The organism is Spiroplasma endosymbiont of Lasioglossum villosulum (assembly GCF_964020195.1).
In the GTDB taxonomy this organism is placed as follows: Bacteria; Bacillota_I; Bacilli_A; order Mycoplasmatales; family VBWQ01; genus Spiroplasma_E; species Spiroplasma_E ixodetis_A.
In genome coordinates this window covers 1,430,044-1,446,828 of record NZ_OZ026539.1, presented here as the reverse complement: position 1 = coordinate 1,446,828, position 16,785 = coordinate 1,430,044, and the positions used below count along the sequence as shown (strand labels likewise).

Genomic DNA, 16,785 nt, shown 5'->3' with positions numbered 1-16,785 from the left:
CATTGTTAAATGGTGGTTTAAACGACTATAAAGGGTTATATTTAGGTGAAAACACAACTAATGATGCAATGTTATTCGACCAATTTATGCTTAATGATAAACGTAAGAATCATAATCAAATTATCATTGGTACTAGTGGTAGTGGTAAATCTACTTTAACTAAAAAAGAAATTGCTTTTCACTTAAACATGGGGCGAACTGTTATTGTTATTGATCCTGAACGTGAGTATCAAAACTTATGTAACTATTACAAAGGTCAATGAATTGATATTGGTAATGCCACTATCGGTCGTATTAATCCTTTACAAGTTTTAGATAATAATTTTAAAGAATTAGATGAAGCTACAACTGAAAACTTTGATGAAATTAATGAAGCTCCAGTATCTAATCATCTACGAACATTAACGCAATGATTTAGAACCCTATATCATGATTTAAAAGAAAGAGAATTACGAGTCTTAATTAATGAAATTCAAAAAACATATACTAAATTTCAAATTACTAATGCTACTGATATTAGTAAATTGAAACCAGGACAATTTCCTACCTTCCAAAATTTATATGAGACTATTTGTCATAGTTACCAAGAAAAGCCAAATAAAACCTTAAATGAATTAATGGATATTATTCAGTATGACTTTTGTAATGATGGTCAATATAGTAAATTATGAAACGGTCATACAACATTAAATTTTAATAATCAATTTGTTGTTTATGATGTTTGAACATTATTCGATCAAGATATTCCTAAAATTATAGCTGCTCAGTTATACTTAGTTCTTGTTTTTATTAAAGGTGAGGTTAAACGTAATCGATTTAAAAAGGATAAAGAATTAATCATCGTTATTGATGAAGCTCACTTAGCGATTGATAAAGATAACCCTGTAGCTCTTAATTTTATGTATCAAATGGTAAAACGTTGTCGTAAGTATCATGCTGGAATTATTATTACAACTCAAAATATTAATGACTTTACAGGTACTGAAGATATTAAAAAGAAAACAACAGCCATGATTAATAATACCCAATATACTTTTATTTTTAATCTTGCTCCTAGTGATTTGAATGATGTTAAATTATTATATCAATCATATGGAGGTCTTTCACCTGAAGAAACAGATTTTATTCAACGAGCAGGTAAGGGCGACGCATTAATGATTGTTCATAGTTATGAACGTTATTGCTTGAATATTAGTATTTTAAATAGTGAATTTAAAGCATTTGATAATATAAAATAATTAATAGCCCCAGATAACTTTATTTAGTTATCTGGGGCTATTTTTGTTTATCAAAATTTCTTTTGATATGAAAAATTTGGAAACATTTTTTTAAAATTTTCTTCAGTTTCTTTAACACATGGATAATCTTTTTGTTCTTCTCAAAAACATAAATTAATTTTTCAACCATTTTTAAGTTTATTTAATAATCATTCATTTACTGTAACATCAGCAGTTCCAAAAGAATAACCAAAAATATCAATGAAACCAGTTTGAACTTTTAAGTCTTCTATCTTATTTTCTATTAAATTTAATATTGTTTTAGGATAATTTTCAACACATAAAAAATCACCTTTACTTTTTGACAAAAAAAGTAATTTTTCATTAGTAACACTTTCGTTACCCAATATTAAAGATTGAAAAAAATGATGTTCAGGTATCAAAGTGACATTATATTTAGTTCAATCCTGTTCATTTTCTTCTATGAATTCTTGTACATTAATTTCTGATATTATTTGCTTAATATTTTCTAATTTATTATCTTCAATCAAATTTAATTTATTATTTATTTTTAATTTTAAATCTTCTATTATTTGATTTAGATTCATTTCTTTACTTGGTTTAAAAGAAGTTTTTGTTACTGGATTAGATATCTTGCCTCTATTATCAGAATTAATAAAACCGCAAGATAAATTGGTAAATTCATTAACTTTCCCAAATTTTTTAAATTTTTTAAGAAAGGTTCCTGTGTTTAAATTATTTAATAATGATCATGAAAAATCAAATAAATTATTTGTAAAAACAGTATAGTGTAATAAATAAATTTTATTAGATACTTTAGTCTTATTTTGAAAGTCATCTTTTTTATTTACAAATTCATAGGGGAAAGTATAATTTAATGAAATTACTGAAATAACTTTATTGTTTCCTGCAATTTCATTACTATCAAATAATTTAATTTTTTTAATAATACTATCTTTTGTTTTTTTATCTTTTATTTTATTTACTATTATTAAATAGTATGTTTGCATTAAAAAACAAAATCTAGAATAGCTATAGATTAATTTTTCTCAATCTGTCCTTTTTATTTTTAATTTTTTAGTATTGGGTATTTTACTTTTATTGATTAAGTCATTATGTTTTTCATTAAAAAAAGTTAATAAATCTGTTTCAAGATCAGATCATAAAAGTTCTTTTTCATTGACTTTATTAATTTGTTTTCATTTTTCAAATTCTTCTATAAATTCATAAGATTTTTTTATTGCTGAGTTATACTTGTAAGTGCAAGTAAATAAAATTGCAAAAAATTCTCATATAAAAATTTCATAATGCTAAATTTAGTTTAGAAAAAAGTAAGGAGTTTTTATATGAGTTATAAACATCTTGGCATAGATGAAAGGATTTATATTGAGAATCAATTGAAATTTAAATTTAAAATTAGTGAAATAGCTAAAAATCTTAATCGAAGTATTAGTACTATTATTCGAGAAATTAATAGAAATAAAGATAATAATCATTATTTTTCATTAATTGCACAAAATAAAGCTGAAAATCGAAAACAATCACATATTAGTTTTCATAAGTTTAAAAATAAGAATTTAGTAAAATATGTACAACAAAAATTACTATTAGGTTGATCACCTGAACAAATTTATGGCAGAATTAAAAATTTTCATAAAGAGTGAGTTATTAGTTTTAAAACAATTTATACTTGAATTTATTTTGGAATGCTTGATAAAGTTACTAGTAAAAATTTAAGAAGAAAAGGTAAAAAACGAAAATCTAAAGAAAATCGTGGCAAGTTTAATGGTAAATCAATTAAAGAACGAGATATAAATGTTAATGATCGTATAACACTTGGTCATTGAGAAGGAGATACTATAGTATCATCACGAGGTAAAAGCAAATCATGTTTAATAACTTTAGTTGAAAGAGTATCACGATTTACTTTAGCAATATTAGTTAAAAACAGAACTACTAAAGTTATTAATAAAAATGTTAGTTATTATTTATCAATTCTTCCTAAAAACATTGTTAAAACTATTACTTTTGATCGTGGCAAAGAATTTTCAAATTGACAACAACTTGAAAAAAATTTAGATATAAAAATTTATTTTGCCAATCCATATTCACCTTGACAAAGAGGTACTAATGAAAATACTAATGGTTTAATTAGAGAAAAATTTCCTAAAAAATTTATTTTTTCAAAAACTAATAAAAATGAAGTTCATAAATTTATATTGTCTTTAAACCAAAGACCAAGAAAAATACTAAATTATCTTTCACCAATCGAATATTTGGATAGAAAAATAATTTAGTTGCACTTACCTTTACAATTTAGCATTATTTGTTTTTTTTCATAAGATTTTACAGTGTTTTTAATATATTCATCTTTTACTCAATTTGTGTAATCTTTATACGTTGTGGGCTGATTTAATGACCTATCAAACCCATTACCTAATAAAATTAAAGAGTACTCATCATTGTTTTGATCATTCATCATTTATCCCTTTTTTAGTATTTATAAAAAATAGTTTATTTTATACATGTTAAGTATAAAACATTATTTTAGTATATTAAACACTTTGTAAACATTTTTGTTTACATTAATTAGTAAAATTAATGTAGTATTAATTAATTTTTAAAAGCAGAATAGGGGGAATGATATCAATGTAAAAACATTTTCTATGATAAATATTAGTTGATGTTTTTAAAAAGCATTAGAAGATTTAAAAGTTGAATACGAAGATAACCAAGATTATATATTCCTAATCGTACAAGAACAAGAAAATTAATAATATCTGTGCTATCAATACCAAGCATTGAGATAAATATAAATATCGTTATGTTTATCTTTCTAATTTAGCATTAGGTATTAAAAAATATCAAAGCAGTACTAATCATTTACAAATTAAAGTTTTATCTTTAATTACTGAAAGTAAATATTTTTTATTGTATTTAATTAACTGAAAAATGTATCAATTATGTAAATAATATTTTTTTATTCATATAAAAACAATTTTTAAGTTTTAGATTTCAATAGAATATATAATAGACTTGGTGCAAAACCTTTAATTTTAATAATTTAATGATTATTATCAATATCAAAGGTTTTGCACCAAGTCTAATTTAAAAAAAATAAAATTCATGATATCTAGTTAATTGAATTAGAACACATTTTTACAACATAATCTACCAAAATAAAAACTCTATCCATCATTAATATTTATTTGCTTTTTTATATTGTTAATGATATTATTTTTAAGTACTTTTTATTAATAGTAATTTTATAAGTGAGGTGAAACCATGGCAAAAGCAAGCATCCATCCAGAGTATTTTCAAACTAAAGTAACATGTATAACATGTAGCAATAATTTTATAAGTGGTTCAACTAAGGGTAAAGAAATCCGTGTTGATACATGTTCAAGTTGTCATCCATTTTATATTGGAAAACAATCATTTGTTTCAGCAAAAGGAAGAGTTGAACGCTTTAATACAAAAGCAAGTAAACAAGTTGAAACAAAAACAAAAACTGTTGAAATAAACAAAGCAAAACCACAAAATACTAAAACTATTGTATTAGAAACAGCAAAAGATGTTCTAAAACTAACTGATACTAAACAAGTTAAAAAATAATTTTAATTAAACTAGAAACTAATCATAGTTTCTTTTTTTATACTCTAAAAATAAAATTATTTACAGACATATTTAACATTAATTAAGTTAAAATATTGTATGTATACAACCCAATAAATATAGAATATAATTTTAATAGTATATGAAATAAAAAACTTTAAGGTAGGGAATGGTTTTATGGAAAAATCATCTGATTTTAATAAATTGGTAATAAGTAAAGGTATTAGATATAATACTGAGCAAACTAGTAACTTTAATTTTAGTATTATTAATTTATCCGTTGAAAAAGCCGTAAAAGATTGAAGTTTTGAAGGAAAATATCCTAGTTGCTTGGCAATTTTTAGTAATGATGAAGATAATATTGAAAAATTAATTAATGCTCTAGCAGGTTCTTCTGCTATTATGGAGGGTAAAATTTTAATTGATGATATTGATGTTACTTATAATAGTATTGCTTTTGAACGAAAAATGGCTTATGTTAGTATGCATTTACAGAGTTGAAATAAATTATTTAGTATTCAACGTAACTTAGCAAGAACAGCAGTTACTAATAAACCTTTTTTACAAGAAATAAGTAATATTAATCAAAAAATTAAGACTGATATTGAAAACTTAAAAAATACAGGTTTAAATTTAGACAGTGGTTATTTTAAAGAAAAATTAATTAATATTATTAAAAATTTTATTAATGAGACACAAAGCACTCGTAATAATTTTATTAAAGAATATCAATATCAAATTAATCATTTTCATAAAAACTTTGCTCAAGAGAAATTTAATTTTGCTGGAAGTGAAAAATTAACAGATATTCTAATTAAAAAATTCACTGCCGAAGAAAAAAATATTATTGCAAATAATAACTTATTATTTTTACAATCTTTGCAAGATCGTATTTCTAGTTTGGAAAGTTTAGTGGGACCATGTTTTTGTGGATGTAATCCACCAAAAGAAAGAAAATGAGAGTTTCAACTACGAGAAATTAGTTTTGTTATTAAAGAAATAAATAATTATTTAAATAGAGAGATTAGTACTACTAGAAGTGAAATTAGAACTACATTAAAAACTTGTAACAATCATAATCAAAATTTTAATAGTGAACTTAATCATTTAGTTTCATATCAACAAATTAAATGTACTCGTAGTCAAATTGATCAAATTTTAGACCAGTGAATTGACTTAGCAGAAGTACAAAGAATTAAATTTAATATGAAACAAGATTTTGTGGCAATGCAACTTTTACCAGATGAAATGCATTTACTTTTAAAAAATATTAAAGATGAAATTAAAATCTATCATGATAAAATTTTAAAAAATCCACAGTTACAAGATAAAGAAACATATCAACAACAATTACAAACTTTATATTCACAGTTAATTGATGTCCGTGATTTAATTAGTGAAAATATTGTTATGATATTTAAACATTTAGATCTAAGTCATTTATTGTCACTACGTTTAACACAATTAACAATAGTAGAGCGACAAATAATAAAAATCATTCAACAATTAATTGTGCCTACTAAAATTTTAATTTTACATAACCCATTTGAACTTTTAAATGTTGATAATAAAGAACAATTAGCAAATTGAATTAAAAAATTACAAAAATTTTTGAAAATAATTATTATTTTTACAACTAATAATCAAGTTGATATTAATTTATTAGCAACTAATGTTACTGTTATTGAAAATGAAATAATTATTCAACAAGGAAATGTTAGTGAAATTACTGATAAACCATTATCTTTAAATTTATTAAAAGAAATAAATGAACAGCATATTAATATCGCAAAGGGAGAATGAAATGCTCATAATTTATATTTTTATAATGTAAATTTAGGTAAGTTTGGTGCTAAAACCGCTTCTACTATTGCTTTTAAATCAAATGCCATTTTGTTTAGTGCAAAGAAACCACGATTTACTTTTTTAAAAAATTCAATTATTATTAATGGTGTTATTAAAAATATTACTAAAGTTGATGATAAAAAAGCATATTTATTGGTTGAAACTACTAAATCAGAACAATTTGAAGTTTTAACTAATAATAATGATAATTTAGAAGTGGGAACCGTTGGTTGAATTAGTATTACTAAAAATTCAATTTTTGTTTTTGATGATGAAACAAAGCAATTAATTGGTACATGATAGAAAGGATATATAATATGAATAAGTTTAAAAAAGAAGCACAAGCAATTTATGAATTAATAAAAATCAGTAATCCAATTATTATTCATCGTCATATTAATCCTGATGGAGATGCTTTGGGTTCACAATGAGGATTAAAAAAAATTATTGAAGATAATTTTGAAAATAAAAAAGTACTTGTTCCAGGTGAAACAAATGAACATATGGCATTATTATTTCCACAACCAACTTTTGTTAAAAAAGAAGATTATGAAAATGCACTAGTAATAGTCACTGATACAGCCAATCGCGAACGAATTAGTGGCGAATTTTGAGAAGAAGGAAAAAAAATAATTAAAATTGATCATCATCCAATTGTTGATAAATATGCTGATATTGATTTAATTGAAGAAAAGGCTTCTGCTGCTTGCCAAGTAGTGGCAAAATGAGCACAAGTATTGAATTTAAAAGTTTCTGCTTTAGCAGCTAGAAATTTATTTCTTGGTTTAGTTACTGATTCTGGTAGATTTTTGTATCGCTCTGTTAATGAAGAAACTTTTCAGATTGCTAGTTTTTTAGTTAAACAAAATTTTAATTTATTAGACTTATATCAAAATTTATATATTCAAAATTTAAAAATCGCAAGATTGAAAGGATATATATTATCAAATTTTAAAATTACTGATAATGGTGTTGCTTATATAATATTTAACGATAAAATAATTACTGACTTACAAACAAAAATTATTAGTCAAAATAAAATATTAAATATTAAAGGTGAAGTTGTTTTAACTAGAGAAGATTTAACTAGCCAAGTTAATGTAATGTCAAATATTGATGGTATTAAAATTTGATTAATTGCTGCTTATGATCAAATGAATAGTAAAATCAAAGTTAGTGTTCGTAGTGCAAGATGAATAATTAATGATACTATTGCCAAGTTTGGTGGTGGTGGTCATCAGACAGCAGCTGGTGCATATTTACAAAATATTAATGAAGTTGAAAAATTGATTGATAGTTTAGATAAAGTTGCTAGTAAATCACCAGAATTAACAAACAATTAAAATTAGAGATGGAGTTGGATATAAATGTATAGTCGTTATAATGAGGGATGAATTGAAGTAATTACTGGTTGTATGTTTGCTGGAAAAACAGAAGAGTTTATGCGACGTATAAATCGTTTACAGTATGCTAAACGCAAAGTGCTAGTTTTTAAACCCAAGGTTGATATTCGTTATGATGCTAAAAAAGTAGTAAGTCATAAAGGAGTATCTATCACAGCGATAGTAATTGATGATCCAATGCAAATATTAAAACATGTAGATAAAGAAATAGAAGCAGTTGCAATTGATGAAGTACAATTTTTTAAACTATCAATTATTGAAGTGATTAAAACATTAGCAAATCAAAATAAGCAAGTTATTGTTGCGGGTTTAGATCAAGATTTTCGTGGTGAACCATTTCCTGTTACTAAAGAATTATTAGCCTTAGCAGAATTTGTAACTAAATTAGATGCTGTTTGTGTAAAATGTGGTAAAGCAGCAACAAGGACACAACGTATTATTAATGGCCGAGAAGCTAGATATGATGATGAAATTATTTTAATTGGTGCGCAAGAACAATATGAAGCTCGATGTCGTAGTCATCATCGTGTCTTAACAAATAATCAGAATAGATAAATCAGGTGTGATATTATGAATGAAAAAACATTAGAACAGTTAATGCAACTTACTAAAAAATATAGTGAAATTGAAAAGCAGTTAGAAAATCCCGAATTAATTCCTCGTGATAAATACACTGAATTAACAAAAGAACATAGTAGATTAGAACCAATTATTGAACAATATTGAAAATATGAAAAAATTAACAAAGAAATTATTGAAGCAAAAAAGGCATTAGCAACCGAACAGGATCAAGAACTTTGTGAAATGCTTAAAATAGATATTAAAGCAAATGAAATAGAATTAGAAAAAGCAGAAAATGAATTAAAACTAACACTAATTCCTAAAGATATAAATGATGATAAAAATGTTATTATTGAAATCAGAGGAGCTGTTGGTGGTGATGAAGCAAATATTTTTGCTGGTGATTTATATCGTATGTATAGTAAGTATTGTGAAATTCAACGATGAAAAATTGAAACTATTGAGGCAAAGGAAGCAATAAATGGTGGATTTAGTTATATTGCTTTTATGGTTAAAGGTAAACATGTATTTGCTAAATTAAAGTTTGAAGCTGGTGGACATCGTGTTCAGAGAGTTCCAAAAACCGAATCACAAGGACGAGTTCATACTTCAATTGCAACAGTTGCTGTATTGCCAGAAGTTAATGAAGTTGAAATTAAAATAAATAATTCTGATTTAAGAATTGATACTTATCGTTCTAGTGGTGCTGGTGGTCAACATGTTAATACTACCGATTCAGCAATTAGAATTACTCATATTCCAACGGGTGTTGTTGTAACTTCACAGGACGGACGAAGTCAACATGATAATAAAGATAAAGCAATGCGGGTATTAAGAGCTAAACTTTATGAAAAAAAAGTTGAAGAAGAACAGGGAAGAATTGGTAATTTAAGAAAAACAGCTGTTGGTAGCGGTGATCGTTCAGAAAAAATTAGAACATACAATTATCCACAAAATAGAGTAACCGATCATCGAATTGGATTATCTTTATTAAAGTTAGATCGTATTATGGAAGGTAATATTGATGAAATTATTATTGCTTTAATTAGTAGTGAACAAAAAGAAAAATTAGAAAATATTGATGAAAATATTACAGTATTAAAGTAAAAAAGGAAGAAATTATTATGGATTTTAAGATTTTAGACTCTAGAACAAAAATTTTGTTTTTAATATCAGTTATTTTTTTATATGCGACATTAGGAACATTTATTACATTAACTTTTAGTAGTGGTATTATTCACATTTTATTTTTAGTTTTAACATTATGATTTGCTAGTGCATCTAGTTTAATTTTTCATTATTTATTATGAAAAAATTTAGAATTTTTACGAAATATTAATGGTAATAATATTAATAATTTTGGTTTTATTATTAGTATTTGTAGTTACATTATTCTTTTTCCAATTATTTGTTTATTAACAATTAGTTTTTTATTTATTTTTAGTATTATTGTTTTAATTCTCGTTGTTAATAATTTAATAAAAAAAACTTCAAGAAATAATAATTCATCTGTTAATTTTCAATAAAATATTTATTTTTGGAGTATAAATTAATGACTTATAGAGATTATCTTTTATTAGCAAAAAAAATTAATAAAAAAAATGAACAAATTAATAAGATAATTTTATTAAAGTTTATTAATAAAGATTTATCTTGATTATATGCAAATCTTAGTCAAACAATAGCAATAGATTTTTTAGAATCATATTTACAATTAGTTAAAAAATTTGTTGCTGGCTATCCTTTACAATATATTATTGGTTATCAATGATTTCTTGATCATAAGTTTGTTGTTGATAATAGAGTATTAATTCCTCGTAATGAAACTGAAGAACTAGTTAAAAATGTTTTTGTCTATGCACAAAACATTTTTAATAATGATAATTTAAAAGTATTAGATTTAGGAACAGGTAGTGGTGCTATTGCTATTAGTTTAGCGTTAAAGAAACCTAATTGAAATATAGTAGCAAGTGATATTAGCAAAGATGCATTAACTATTGCTAAGATTAATAATGATAATTTTAACCTAAAAAATATTAATTTTGTTGAAAGCGATATATTTACAAATCTTAAAAATCATAAATTTAATATTATTATTTCAAATCCGCCATATATTGATGAGACAGCGAATACTTTTTCAAAACATAATTTACAATATGAACCAAAATTAGCTTTATTTGCTGATCATAAAGGATTATATTTTTATGAAGTAATTTTTCAACAATGTCATGCAGTTTTAGAAAAATCTTTTTTATTAGCATTTGAATTTGGTTTTGATCAAAAAGAAGCACTAACTATTCTTATTAAAAAGTATTTACCACAATATAATTACAAATTTATTAAAGATATTAATAATAAATGAAGAATGCTATTTATTTGGCAAACATTATAACATATAAAAACAATTTAAGAACAATAATTTTGTCACTCAAAAGGTGACTATTTTATTTTTTGAAAAGGAAAATCTCATTTAATCTTTCAATTAGGATAACGGGGGCAGTTTTAATGTGGCGTATCATTGAAATATTAAAATATTTTCAGTATTCTTGTTCGGTTAATATAGCATTTTAATGGAAAAATTTAATGTTACATTTCGAACTTTACAAAGAAATATTACTTTTATTAATACAATGTTAATAAAAATTAGTAATTGCAATATTTCCAGAAAGCAAGATTATTTTGTAATTAATGGTGACAATGAAATAGTAGCAATAAATACTTTGCTTACACAGTTTATCCACATATCCAATGAATATCCTTTTGTTAGAATGAGTAATTTGTTCTTAATATGTGTATGACAAAAAAAATATTTAAGTAGTGAGTGACTTATCAATATAAGTAACACAAATAAGTATAATTTAAAAAAAGACATTATTTACTTGAATAACTTTTTCTTTGAACAAAATTTAAGATTAAAATTAAAATTTGAACATAATAAAGGGTTTCAATTAGATGGTTATGAATGACATTTAAGATTTATAACCGCTATTATTATTATAAAACTTATTAGTAAAGATAAAAAAAATCTCTTAACTAATGATAAAGTCCTAACCTATATATACAAAAAAATAGAAATTATAATGATCAATATCGGTTATAAAAAATATTATGATGATCAACTAATATGATTTTTAACAATTCATGTACGAAAAATTAAGTTTAATTTTTTTCTTGAAAAAGATGAACAAATTGAATTTAATTTAAACTTAAGTATAAAAAGAGAAGTCGAACATTTTAGATTAATAATTGCTAAAGAGTTTGCTATTGAGTTTGATAAGTTTGAAACCAATTATTTTAATTTCATTTGTTTACTTAATATTAAAGTTGACAGTCAATTATTTCCAAATATAACTTCAGAAATTAGTAACATTACTCAAAAAATATTTTCTTTTATTACTTATGAATATCAGGTGTCTTTATATTCAAATACTTTTAAAAGTAATTTGAATAGTTTTCTTAGTGATAATTGATTTAAATTACAATTTAATTATTATAGTGATATTGGTTTTGCCTTGGATGATACTTTTAAAATAGAAAGTGACTACCAATGAGGGCAACAACTCCTTTTTATTATAAATTCGCAATTAAAAAATAATTATTTTTCCAATCTTAATCTTTTACAAAATAAATTTTTAATAATTACTTTTCATAAAAGTTTTATAGCAAACGAGAACTGAAACATTCCCTTATATATATTCTTAATTGATGACTCCTATGCTAATAAAATTCAAATAACTTTATTTATAAAAGTAAATTTCCCTAATATTTTAATTATTTCCCTAAAAAATAACTTAAGTAATAATTTTAAACTTCATTTACTAAATCAAAAACCTTGTATATTAATTGAAAAGGTAAATATCTATAGTAATTATAATTTAGATAAATATAAGAATATTTCTGTTATTAATATTAATGAAAATTCATGAAATTATGAATTAGAAAAAAATATTAATGAAAAAATAAAACGAGTAATGTTAAAAAGAATTCAATATTCAATTGTGGTATTTAATTTTTATATCCAAGAAAAATTTTATAGTATTAAATCTATTTTGTGAGCATTTCAAAAAACATTTATCAAAAAATATAATTTAAATTTAGAATTTTTAGATATTGATGAATGTTCTATAATTAAAAATCATATTTATGAAAAAATATTATTAATAAATCAATTACTACCTATTCCTAATTACGAGTTCCCTATTATCCTTTTATATATAAAAAACCCTTTGATATTTCAAAACAAATTTAAAATTCATTTTATTTACTAATAAAAACAATACTCAAAATTATAATTGAATCAATTTGTGAATTTCTTTATTTAAGAAAATGATTAATACTAATATTAAAAGTATTAGTCATATATATAAAATAATACAATCAATCATGACAATTTAATGTTAATTTCCCTTACATTTTTATATAAAAAACATCTTTGAGGATAAGTTTAAAGATGTTTTTTATATAAAATTAATAGTATAAATAAAAAACAAATATGAAATCATTTATTTTTAATAAATTTAATAATGATCATTTAGTTAAATAATCATCAGAAAGATAAATCTTAACTTTCATTATATTTTTGGTAAATAAGAATTAAATTTAATATAATCTATTTCTGCATCTTTAAATTGAGTTTCTAATTTTATAATTTCTTTTTTTATAGTACTATCTAATTCTTTATTGGGAAAAATCATTTTTGTAAAATCATTATTATTAAATTTTTTATCAATTGTTTTTTCAATGATATTTTGAATACAAATTGTTTTTATTATAAATGGTTTATTATCATTATCTTCAATTTCTTTTCTTATTTTTTCAATTTCTTCATTAGTATGTTGTATTCCTATTTTTCTTTTGGGCATATTTTTTGATTCTCCTTCTATATTTAATTTAATAAAAATCTAATATAAATATTAATCTATATTAAATTAAGATGTTTATTAAACCATTAATTAATGATTTTCCAATCCTTAATTAGTAATTTTAAGGTTTATTTTAAATTACAAATATTATTTATAAGTTTTTTATTCATTATTTTGAAACAACTATTATATTTAAAATAATAGGTGTATAATTTAGTTAAAATTTATAGTGGTGTTTTCATGATAACTTTACAGCAAAATCAAATTAAAGAAATTAGCCAAATCATTGCTAATGGCGAAGTGGTTGCTTTACCAACAGATACAATTTATGGTCTTGTTTGTAAATTTGATGATGACAAAGCTATTAATAAAATTTATCAAATTAAAAAACGTGATTATAGTAAAGAACTGCCAATTTTAGTTGCTAGTTGAGAGCAAGCTAAAAGCATTGGTATAATTAGCGATCAATTACAGTCATTTTTAATAAATAATTTTAGTGCTGGTAAAGTTACTGTTATAGTTTTAAAACAACCTAGTTTAAACACATCATATTGAATAAATAAAAAGACAATAGCAATTAGAGTTAGTGCTTCACATTTTATTCAAAAATTAATTAAATTAACAGGACCTTTAGTAGCTACAAGTTGTAATTTAAGTAATGAACAACCAATTAACGATTATCATAATATAAACTTGCCTAATTTAAGGTATAGAGTAGCAGGTGAGATTTTAACAAATAAACCATCAACTATTTTTAATAGTTTTAATGATAAAATTATTAGATAATAATTAGATAACAGTATTAAAAAAGGAGATAATACTATGAATTGATGAATAATTTTAATTATTATTGCGTGCACAACAATATTGATTTTATTAATTGCACTAATTTTATTAATTAAAAAAATAAACAAAAGAAAATATTAAAAATTACTAAAGATATAAATACTTTATATAAATGCTTAAAATTAAAAAAAATAAATACTAAAGAATTACCAGTCTCAATAGAAAAAATTAAAGAAGATATTTATTATAGTGACAAAGTCATTTTGGGAAAGTATGAAGAACTTAATAAGATTTCTGGCCAAAATATTTTGCTAAAAACTGAATATAGTGCTGCCAAAAAATTATTTTTACGTTATAAAATTAAAGACGTTAATCTTATCAAATCATCAGATTTTATACCTTTAAATCAAATAGACTTGTTAATTTCACAAAATAATCTTTATTTTATTGATTCTTTTGAACTACAAATAATACCATTAGTTGATGTTAAAAGTATTACATTTTTTTGAGAAAAAAATAATTATATAAAAAATAAACAAAAATATATTGGTATTGAAATTAATTTTCAAAATAAACGTTTATTTTTTCTTTTTAATAAATATGAAGAAGCAATTAGTTTTGTTGTTCATGTTATTAGTTTATAACAATTATTATTTAATAATTAAAAATTTTGCTTTTTTTGTGAAAATGATATAATTATACAAAATATATTATTAGGAGCAAAATTATGTCAAAAAAACACTTTAAATTTAATATTTGAAAATTTATTCAATTTACTGGCTTTTTTTTAATTACTTTAGGAATTATTTTTTCTTTTTCTTCTTTTAAAGTTAGCCTATTGTTATATTTTGGTTTAGTATCAGTATTAATAGGTTCTATTAATATTTTAATTTACTATATTTTTATTGGAACAAATAGTTATAAAAAATATTCAAGAAAACAAAATAATAATAAGTTAATAATCAAAAATAATTAAGAAATATAAAGTTAAAACTAAGAAGATTAGTTTTTTCGAGAGAATAATAGGTGAAAAACTATGAGAAAAATATTAAAAGTATTTAAAGCGATGTTTTTAACGAGCATTATTTCTTTACTACTTATTGCATGTGATAAGGTAAATGATGCAAATCAAAAATATGTTGATATTAGTAATATTAATATGGAAGTTACTAATGCTCCTGTTGAATTAAATAAAGATATTTATAATATAGCTTTAATTAAATTTAAAACTAAAGTACAAACTGAAATTAGTAAATTAGTTCCAGAAGGAAAAAAGCCAGAAAATGGTACTGATTATAAAATAACAATTCTTAATCATAATGATATGTATGCTAAAATTAATAAATTTGAATCACTTACTGTTAATGTATCTGCTTCAAATAATAGTAATATTTTAAAAGGTAGTTTTAATGCTTGTGTAAAATTAGTACCAAAGGCTAAAGACATTAGTAATATTAATATTGATAAGCAAGAAGAAAAAATTAAAATTAATACCACTACTTTTGGTGAAGCAATTGCTTTACGTTGTTTATCATTAATTGAAAGTAAAATTAACGCTATTGTTCCAACAGCAAAACAAGATAGTGACTATGTTGTTAATGTAGAAGGTCATACTTTATCAGAATCTATTAAAACATTTGATGATGTTCATATTAATGTTAATGCTATTGAAGATGATTATCATTTTTTATTACATGGTAGTTTTAGTTTTTTCTTAGCCTTTGCTAAAGATTAATTTATATTATTTTGGGTAATAAAAAAGATAACTTAATTTTCATTATTATCATAAAAATAAAGTAGTATAGTATGGGGTAAGCATGTCAGAAGTAGAAAAGTTATTAACAATGAATTATGAAAATGTTTGTAATTTTTTAAAAAATAAATATGGATGTATTTCAAAAAATTATTTTTCAGATGCAACAATGTCTAAGAAATCACAAGGAATAACAAGGGGAAAAGAAGGTTTATATATTCATCATATTGATGAAGATAAAGCAATTTTATTATCTACTCCCAAATGAGCTCAAAAGTCACCATTTGCCTATCAATATGCTGATCGATTAGTTTATTGTAATTTATTAGAACATTTGGTTTTACATATTAAAATTTTTGAATATCCTCATCCAAATAAACATAATTTTATGGAAGTTGGTGTTGGTGGAATTTATGTTTTTATTGTTCCTGAATTAAATGATATTTATAGTGGTATTCAATATAAACAACCATGAAAACAGAAAGTTGCTGAAGTTGTTTTACCATTAAAAGAAGATTATTTTAAATGTATTAAAAAATTAGTAGAACTTGGGTTTTCTTATCCTTTGCTTACTTCTTTTAATCATCAATTTGGTACATGAAATAATAGAAATAATAATAAGTTATATGAAGAAATGAAAAAAATGGGTGTTAAACAGTAACTTTTTTTATTGTTATTTAATCATAAATAAAAAATGTTAGTAAGTTACCAACATTTATTTT

Annotated in this window: 17 protein-coding genes; 15 read left to right on the top strand and 2 right to left on the bottom strand. The window is 22.6% G+C overall.

Annotated features, from left to right (window positions below; all coding sequences use genetic code 4):
* Nucleotides 1-2: 2 nt before the first annotated feature.
* A complete protein-coding gene (locus AACK81_RS08435) occupies nucleotides 3-1,238 on the top strand; it encodes a VirB4 family type IV secretion system protein (protein WP_338961389.1) in 1,236 nt (411 codons plus the stop codon).
* Nucleotides 1,239-1,285: 47 nt separating this feature from the next.
* On the opposite strand, the gene AACK81_RS08430 is transcribed toward AACK81_RS08435, so the two are convergent.
* Nucleotides 1,286-2,248 carry a hypothetical protein gene (locus AACK81_RS08430; protein WP_338961387.1) on the bottom strand — a complete coding sequence of 321 codons (963 nt, stop codon included), beginning with the start codon at nucleotides 2,246-2,248 and terminating at the stop codon, nucleotides 1,286-1,288.
* A 336-nt stretch (nucleotides 2,249-2,584) separates the two neighbouring features.
* Between AACK81_RS08430 and AACK81_RS08425 the strand changes: the two genes are divergently transcribed.
* The 9 genes from AACK81_RS08425 to AACK81_RS08385 all read left to right on the top strand — a co-directional run bounded on the left by AACK81_RS08425 (nucleotide 2,585) and on the right by AACK81_RS08385 (nucleotide 12,930).
* Entirely contained in the window at nucleotides 2,585-3,535 is a 951-nt protein-coding gene (locus AACK81_RS08425; protein WP_338960236.1) for an IS30 family transposase, read from the top strand.
* A gap of 988 nt (nucleotides 3,536-4,523) precedes the next feature.
* A complete protein-coding gene (rpmE, locus tag AACK81_RS08890) occupies nucleotides 4,524-4,853 on the top strand; it encodes a 50S ribosomal protein L31 (protein WP_422397353.1) in 330 nt (109 codons plus the stop codon).
* A gap of 177 nt (nucleotides 4,854-5,030) precedes the next feature.
* The gene (locus AACK81_RS08415) at nucleotides 5,031-7,001 is read left to right on the top strand and encodes a hypothetical protein (RefSeq protein ID WP_338961384.1); all 1,971 of its coding nucleotides are present in this window, start codon (nucleotides 5,031-5,033) and stop codon (nucleotides 6,999-7,001) included.
* Nucleotides 7,002-7,015: 14 nt separating this feature from the next.
* Entirely contained in the window at nucleotides 7,016-8,041 is a 1,026-nt protein-coding gene (locus AACK81_RS08410; RefSeq protein ID WP_338961382.1) for a bifunctional oligoribonuclease/PAP phosphatase NrnA, read from the top strand.
* Nucleotides 8,042-8,065: 24 nt separating this feature from the next.
* Entirely contained in the window at nucleotides 8,066-8,656 is a 591-nt protein-coding gene (locus AACK81_RS08405; RefSeq protein WP_338961380.1) for a thymidine kinase, read from the top strand.
* Nucleotides 8,657-8,671: 15 nt separating this feature from the next.
* Nucleotides 8,672-9,769, top strand: coding sequence for a peptide chain release factor 1 (prfA, locus tag AACK81_RS08400; protein WP_338961378.1), 1,098 nt, complete (start codon nucleotides 8,672-8,674; stop codon nucleotides 9,767-9,769).
* Between the two features lie 17 nt (nucleotides 9,770-9,786).
* A complete protein-coding gene (locus tag AACK81_RS08395; protein ID WP_252320576.1) occupies nucleotides 9,787-10,188 on the top strand; it encodes a hypothetical protein in 402 nt (133 codons plus the stop codon).
* A 26-nt stretch (nucleotides 10,189-10,214) separates the two neighbouring features.
* The gene (gene prmC, locus AACK81_RS08390) at nucleotides 10,215-11,054 is read left to right on the top strand and encodes a peptide chain release factor N(5)-glutamine methyltransferase (protein ID WP_281749192.1); all 840 of its coding nucleotides are present in this window, start codon (nucleotides 10,215-10,217) and stop codon (nucleotides 11,052-11,054) included.
* 178 nt (nucleotides 11,055-11,232) lie between these two features.
* On the top strand, nucleotides 11,233-12,930 hold the full coding sequence (locus AACK81_RS08385; RefSeq protein ID WP_338961376.1) for a hypothetical protein: 1,698 nt from the start codon (nucleotides 11,233-11,235) through the stop codon (nucleotides 12,928-12,930).
* 303 nt (nucleotides 12,931-13,233) lie between these two features.
* Here AACK81_RS08385 and AACK81_RS08380 read toward each other — a convergent pair whose 3' ends face one another.
* Complete coding sequence (locus AACK81_RS08380; RefSeq protein ID WP_338961374.1) at nucleotides 13,234-13,524, bottom strand: hypothetical protein; 291 nt, start codon at nucleotides 13,522-13,524, stop codon at nucleotides 13,234-13,236.
* A gap of 240 nt (nucleotides 13,525-13,764) precedes the next feature.
* On the opposite strand from AACK81_RS08380, the gene AACK81_RS08375 reads away from it, so the two are divergent.
* From AACK81_RS08375 to AACK81_RS08355, 5 genes are all read left to right on the top strand, one after another.
* Nucleotides 13,765-14,310, top strand: coding sequence for an L-threonylcarbamoyladenylate synthase (locus AACK81_RS08375; protein ID WP_338961373.1), 546 nt, complete (start codon nucleotides 13,765-13,767; stop codon nucleotides 14,308-14,310).
* 263 nt (nucleotides 14,311-14,573) lie between these two features.
* The gene (locus tag AACK81_RS08370; protein WP_338961371.1) at nucleotides 14,574-14,954 is read left to right on the top strand and encodes a hypothetical protein; all 381 of its coding nucleotides are present in this window, start codon (nucleotides 14,574-14,576) and stop codon (nucleotides 14,952-14,954) included.
* Between the two features lie 83 nt (nucleotides 14,955-15,037).
* The gene (locus tag AACK81_RS08365; RefSeq protein ID WP_338961369.1) at nucleotides 15,038-15,286 is read left to right on the top strand and encodes a hypothetical protein; all 249 of its coding nucleotides are present in this window, start codon (nucleotides 15,038-15,040) and stop codon (nucleotides 15,284-15,286) included.
* Between the two features lie 60 nt (nucleotides 15,287-15,346).
* Nucleotides 15,347-16,045 carry a hypothetical protein gene (locus AACK81_RS08360; RefSeq protein ID WP_338961367.1) on the top strand — a complete coding sequence of 233 codons (699 nt, stop codon included), beginning with the start codon at nucleotides 15,347-15,349 and terminating at the stop codon, nucleotides 16,043-16,045.
* 82 nt (nucleotides 16,046-16,127) lie between these two features.
* Nucleotides 16,128-16,724, top strand: coding sequence for a hypothetical protein (locus AACK81_RS08355; RefSeq protein ID WP_338961365.1), 597 nt, complete (start codon nucleotides 16,128-16,130; stop codon nucleotides 16,722-16,724).
* Nucleotides 16,725-16,785 lie beyond the last annotated feature (61 nt).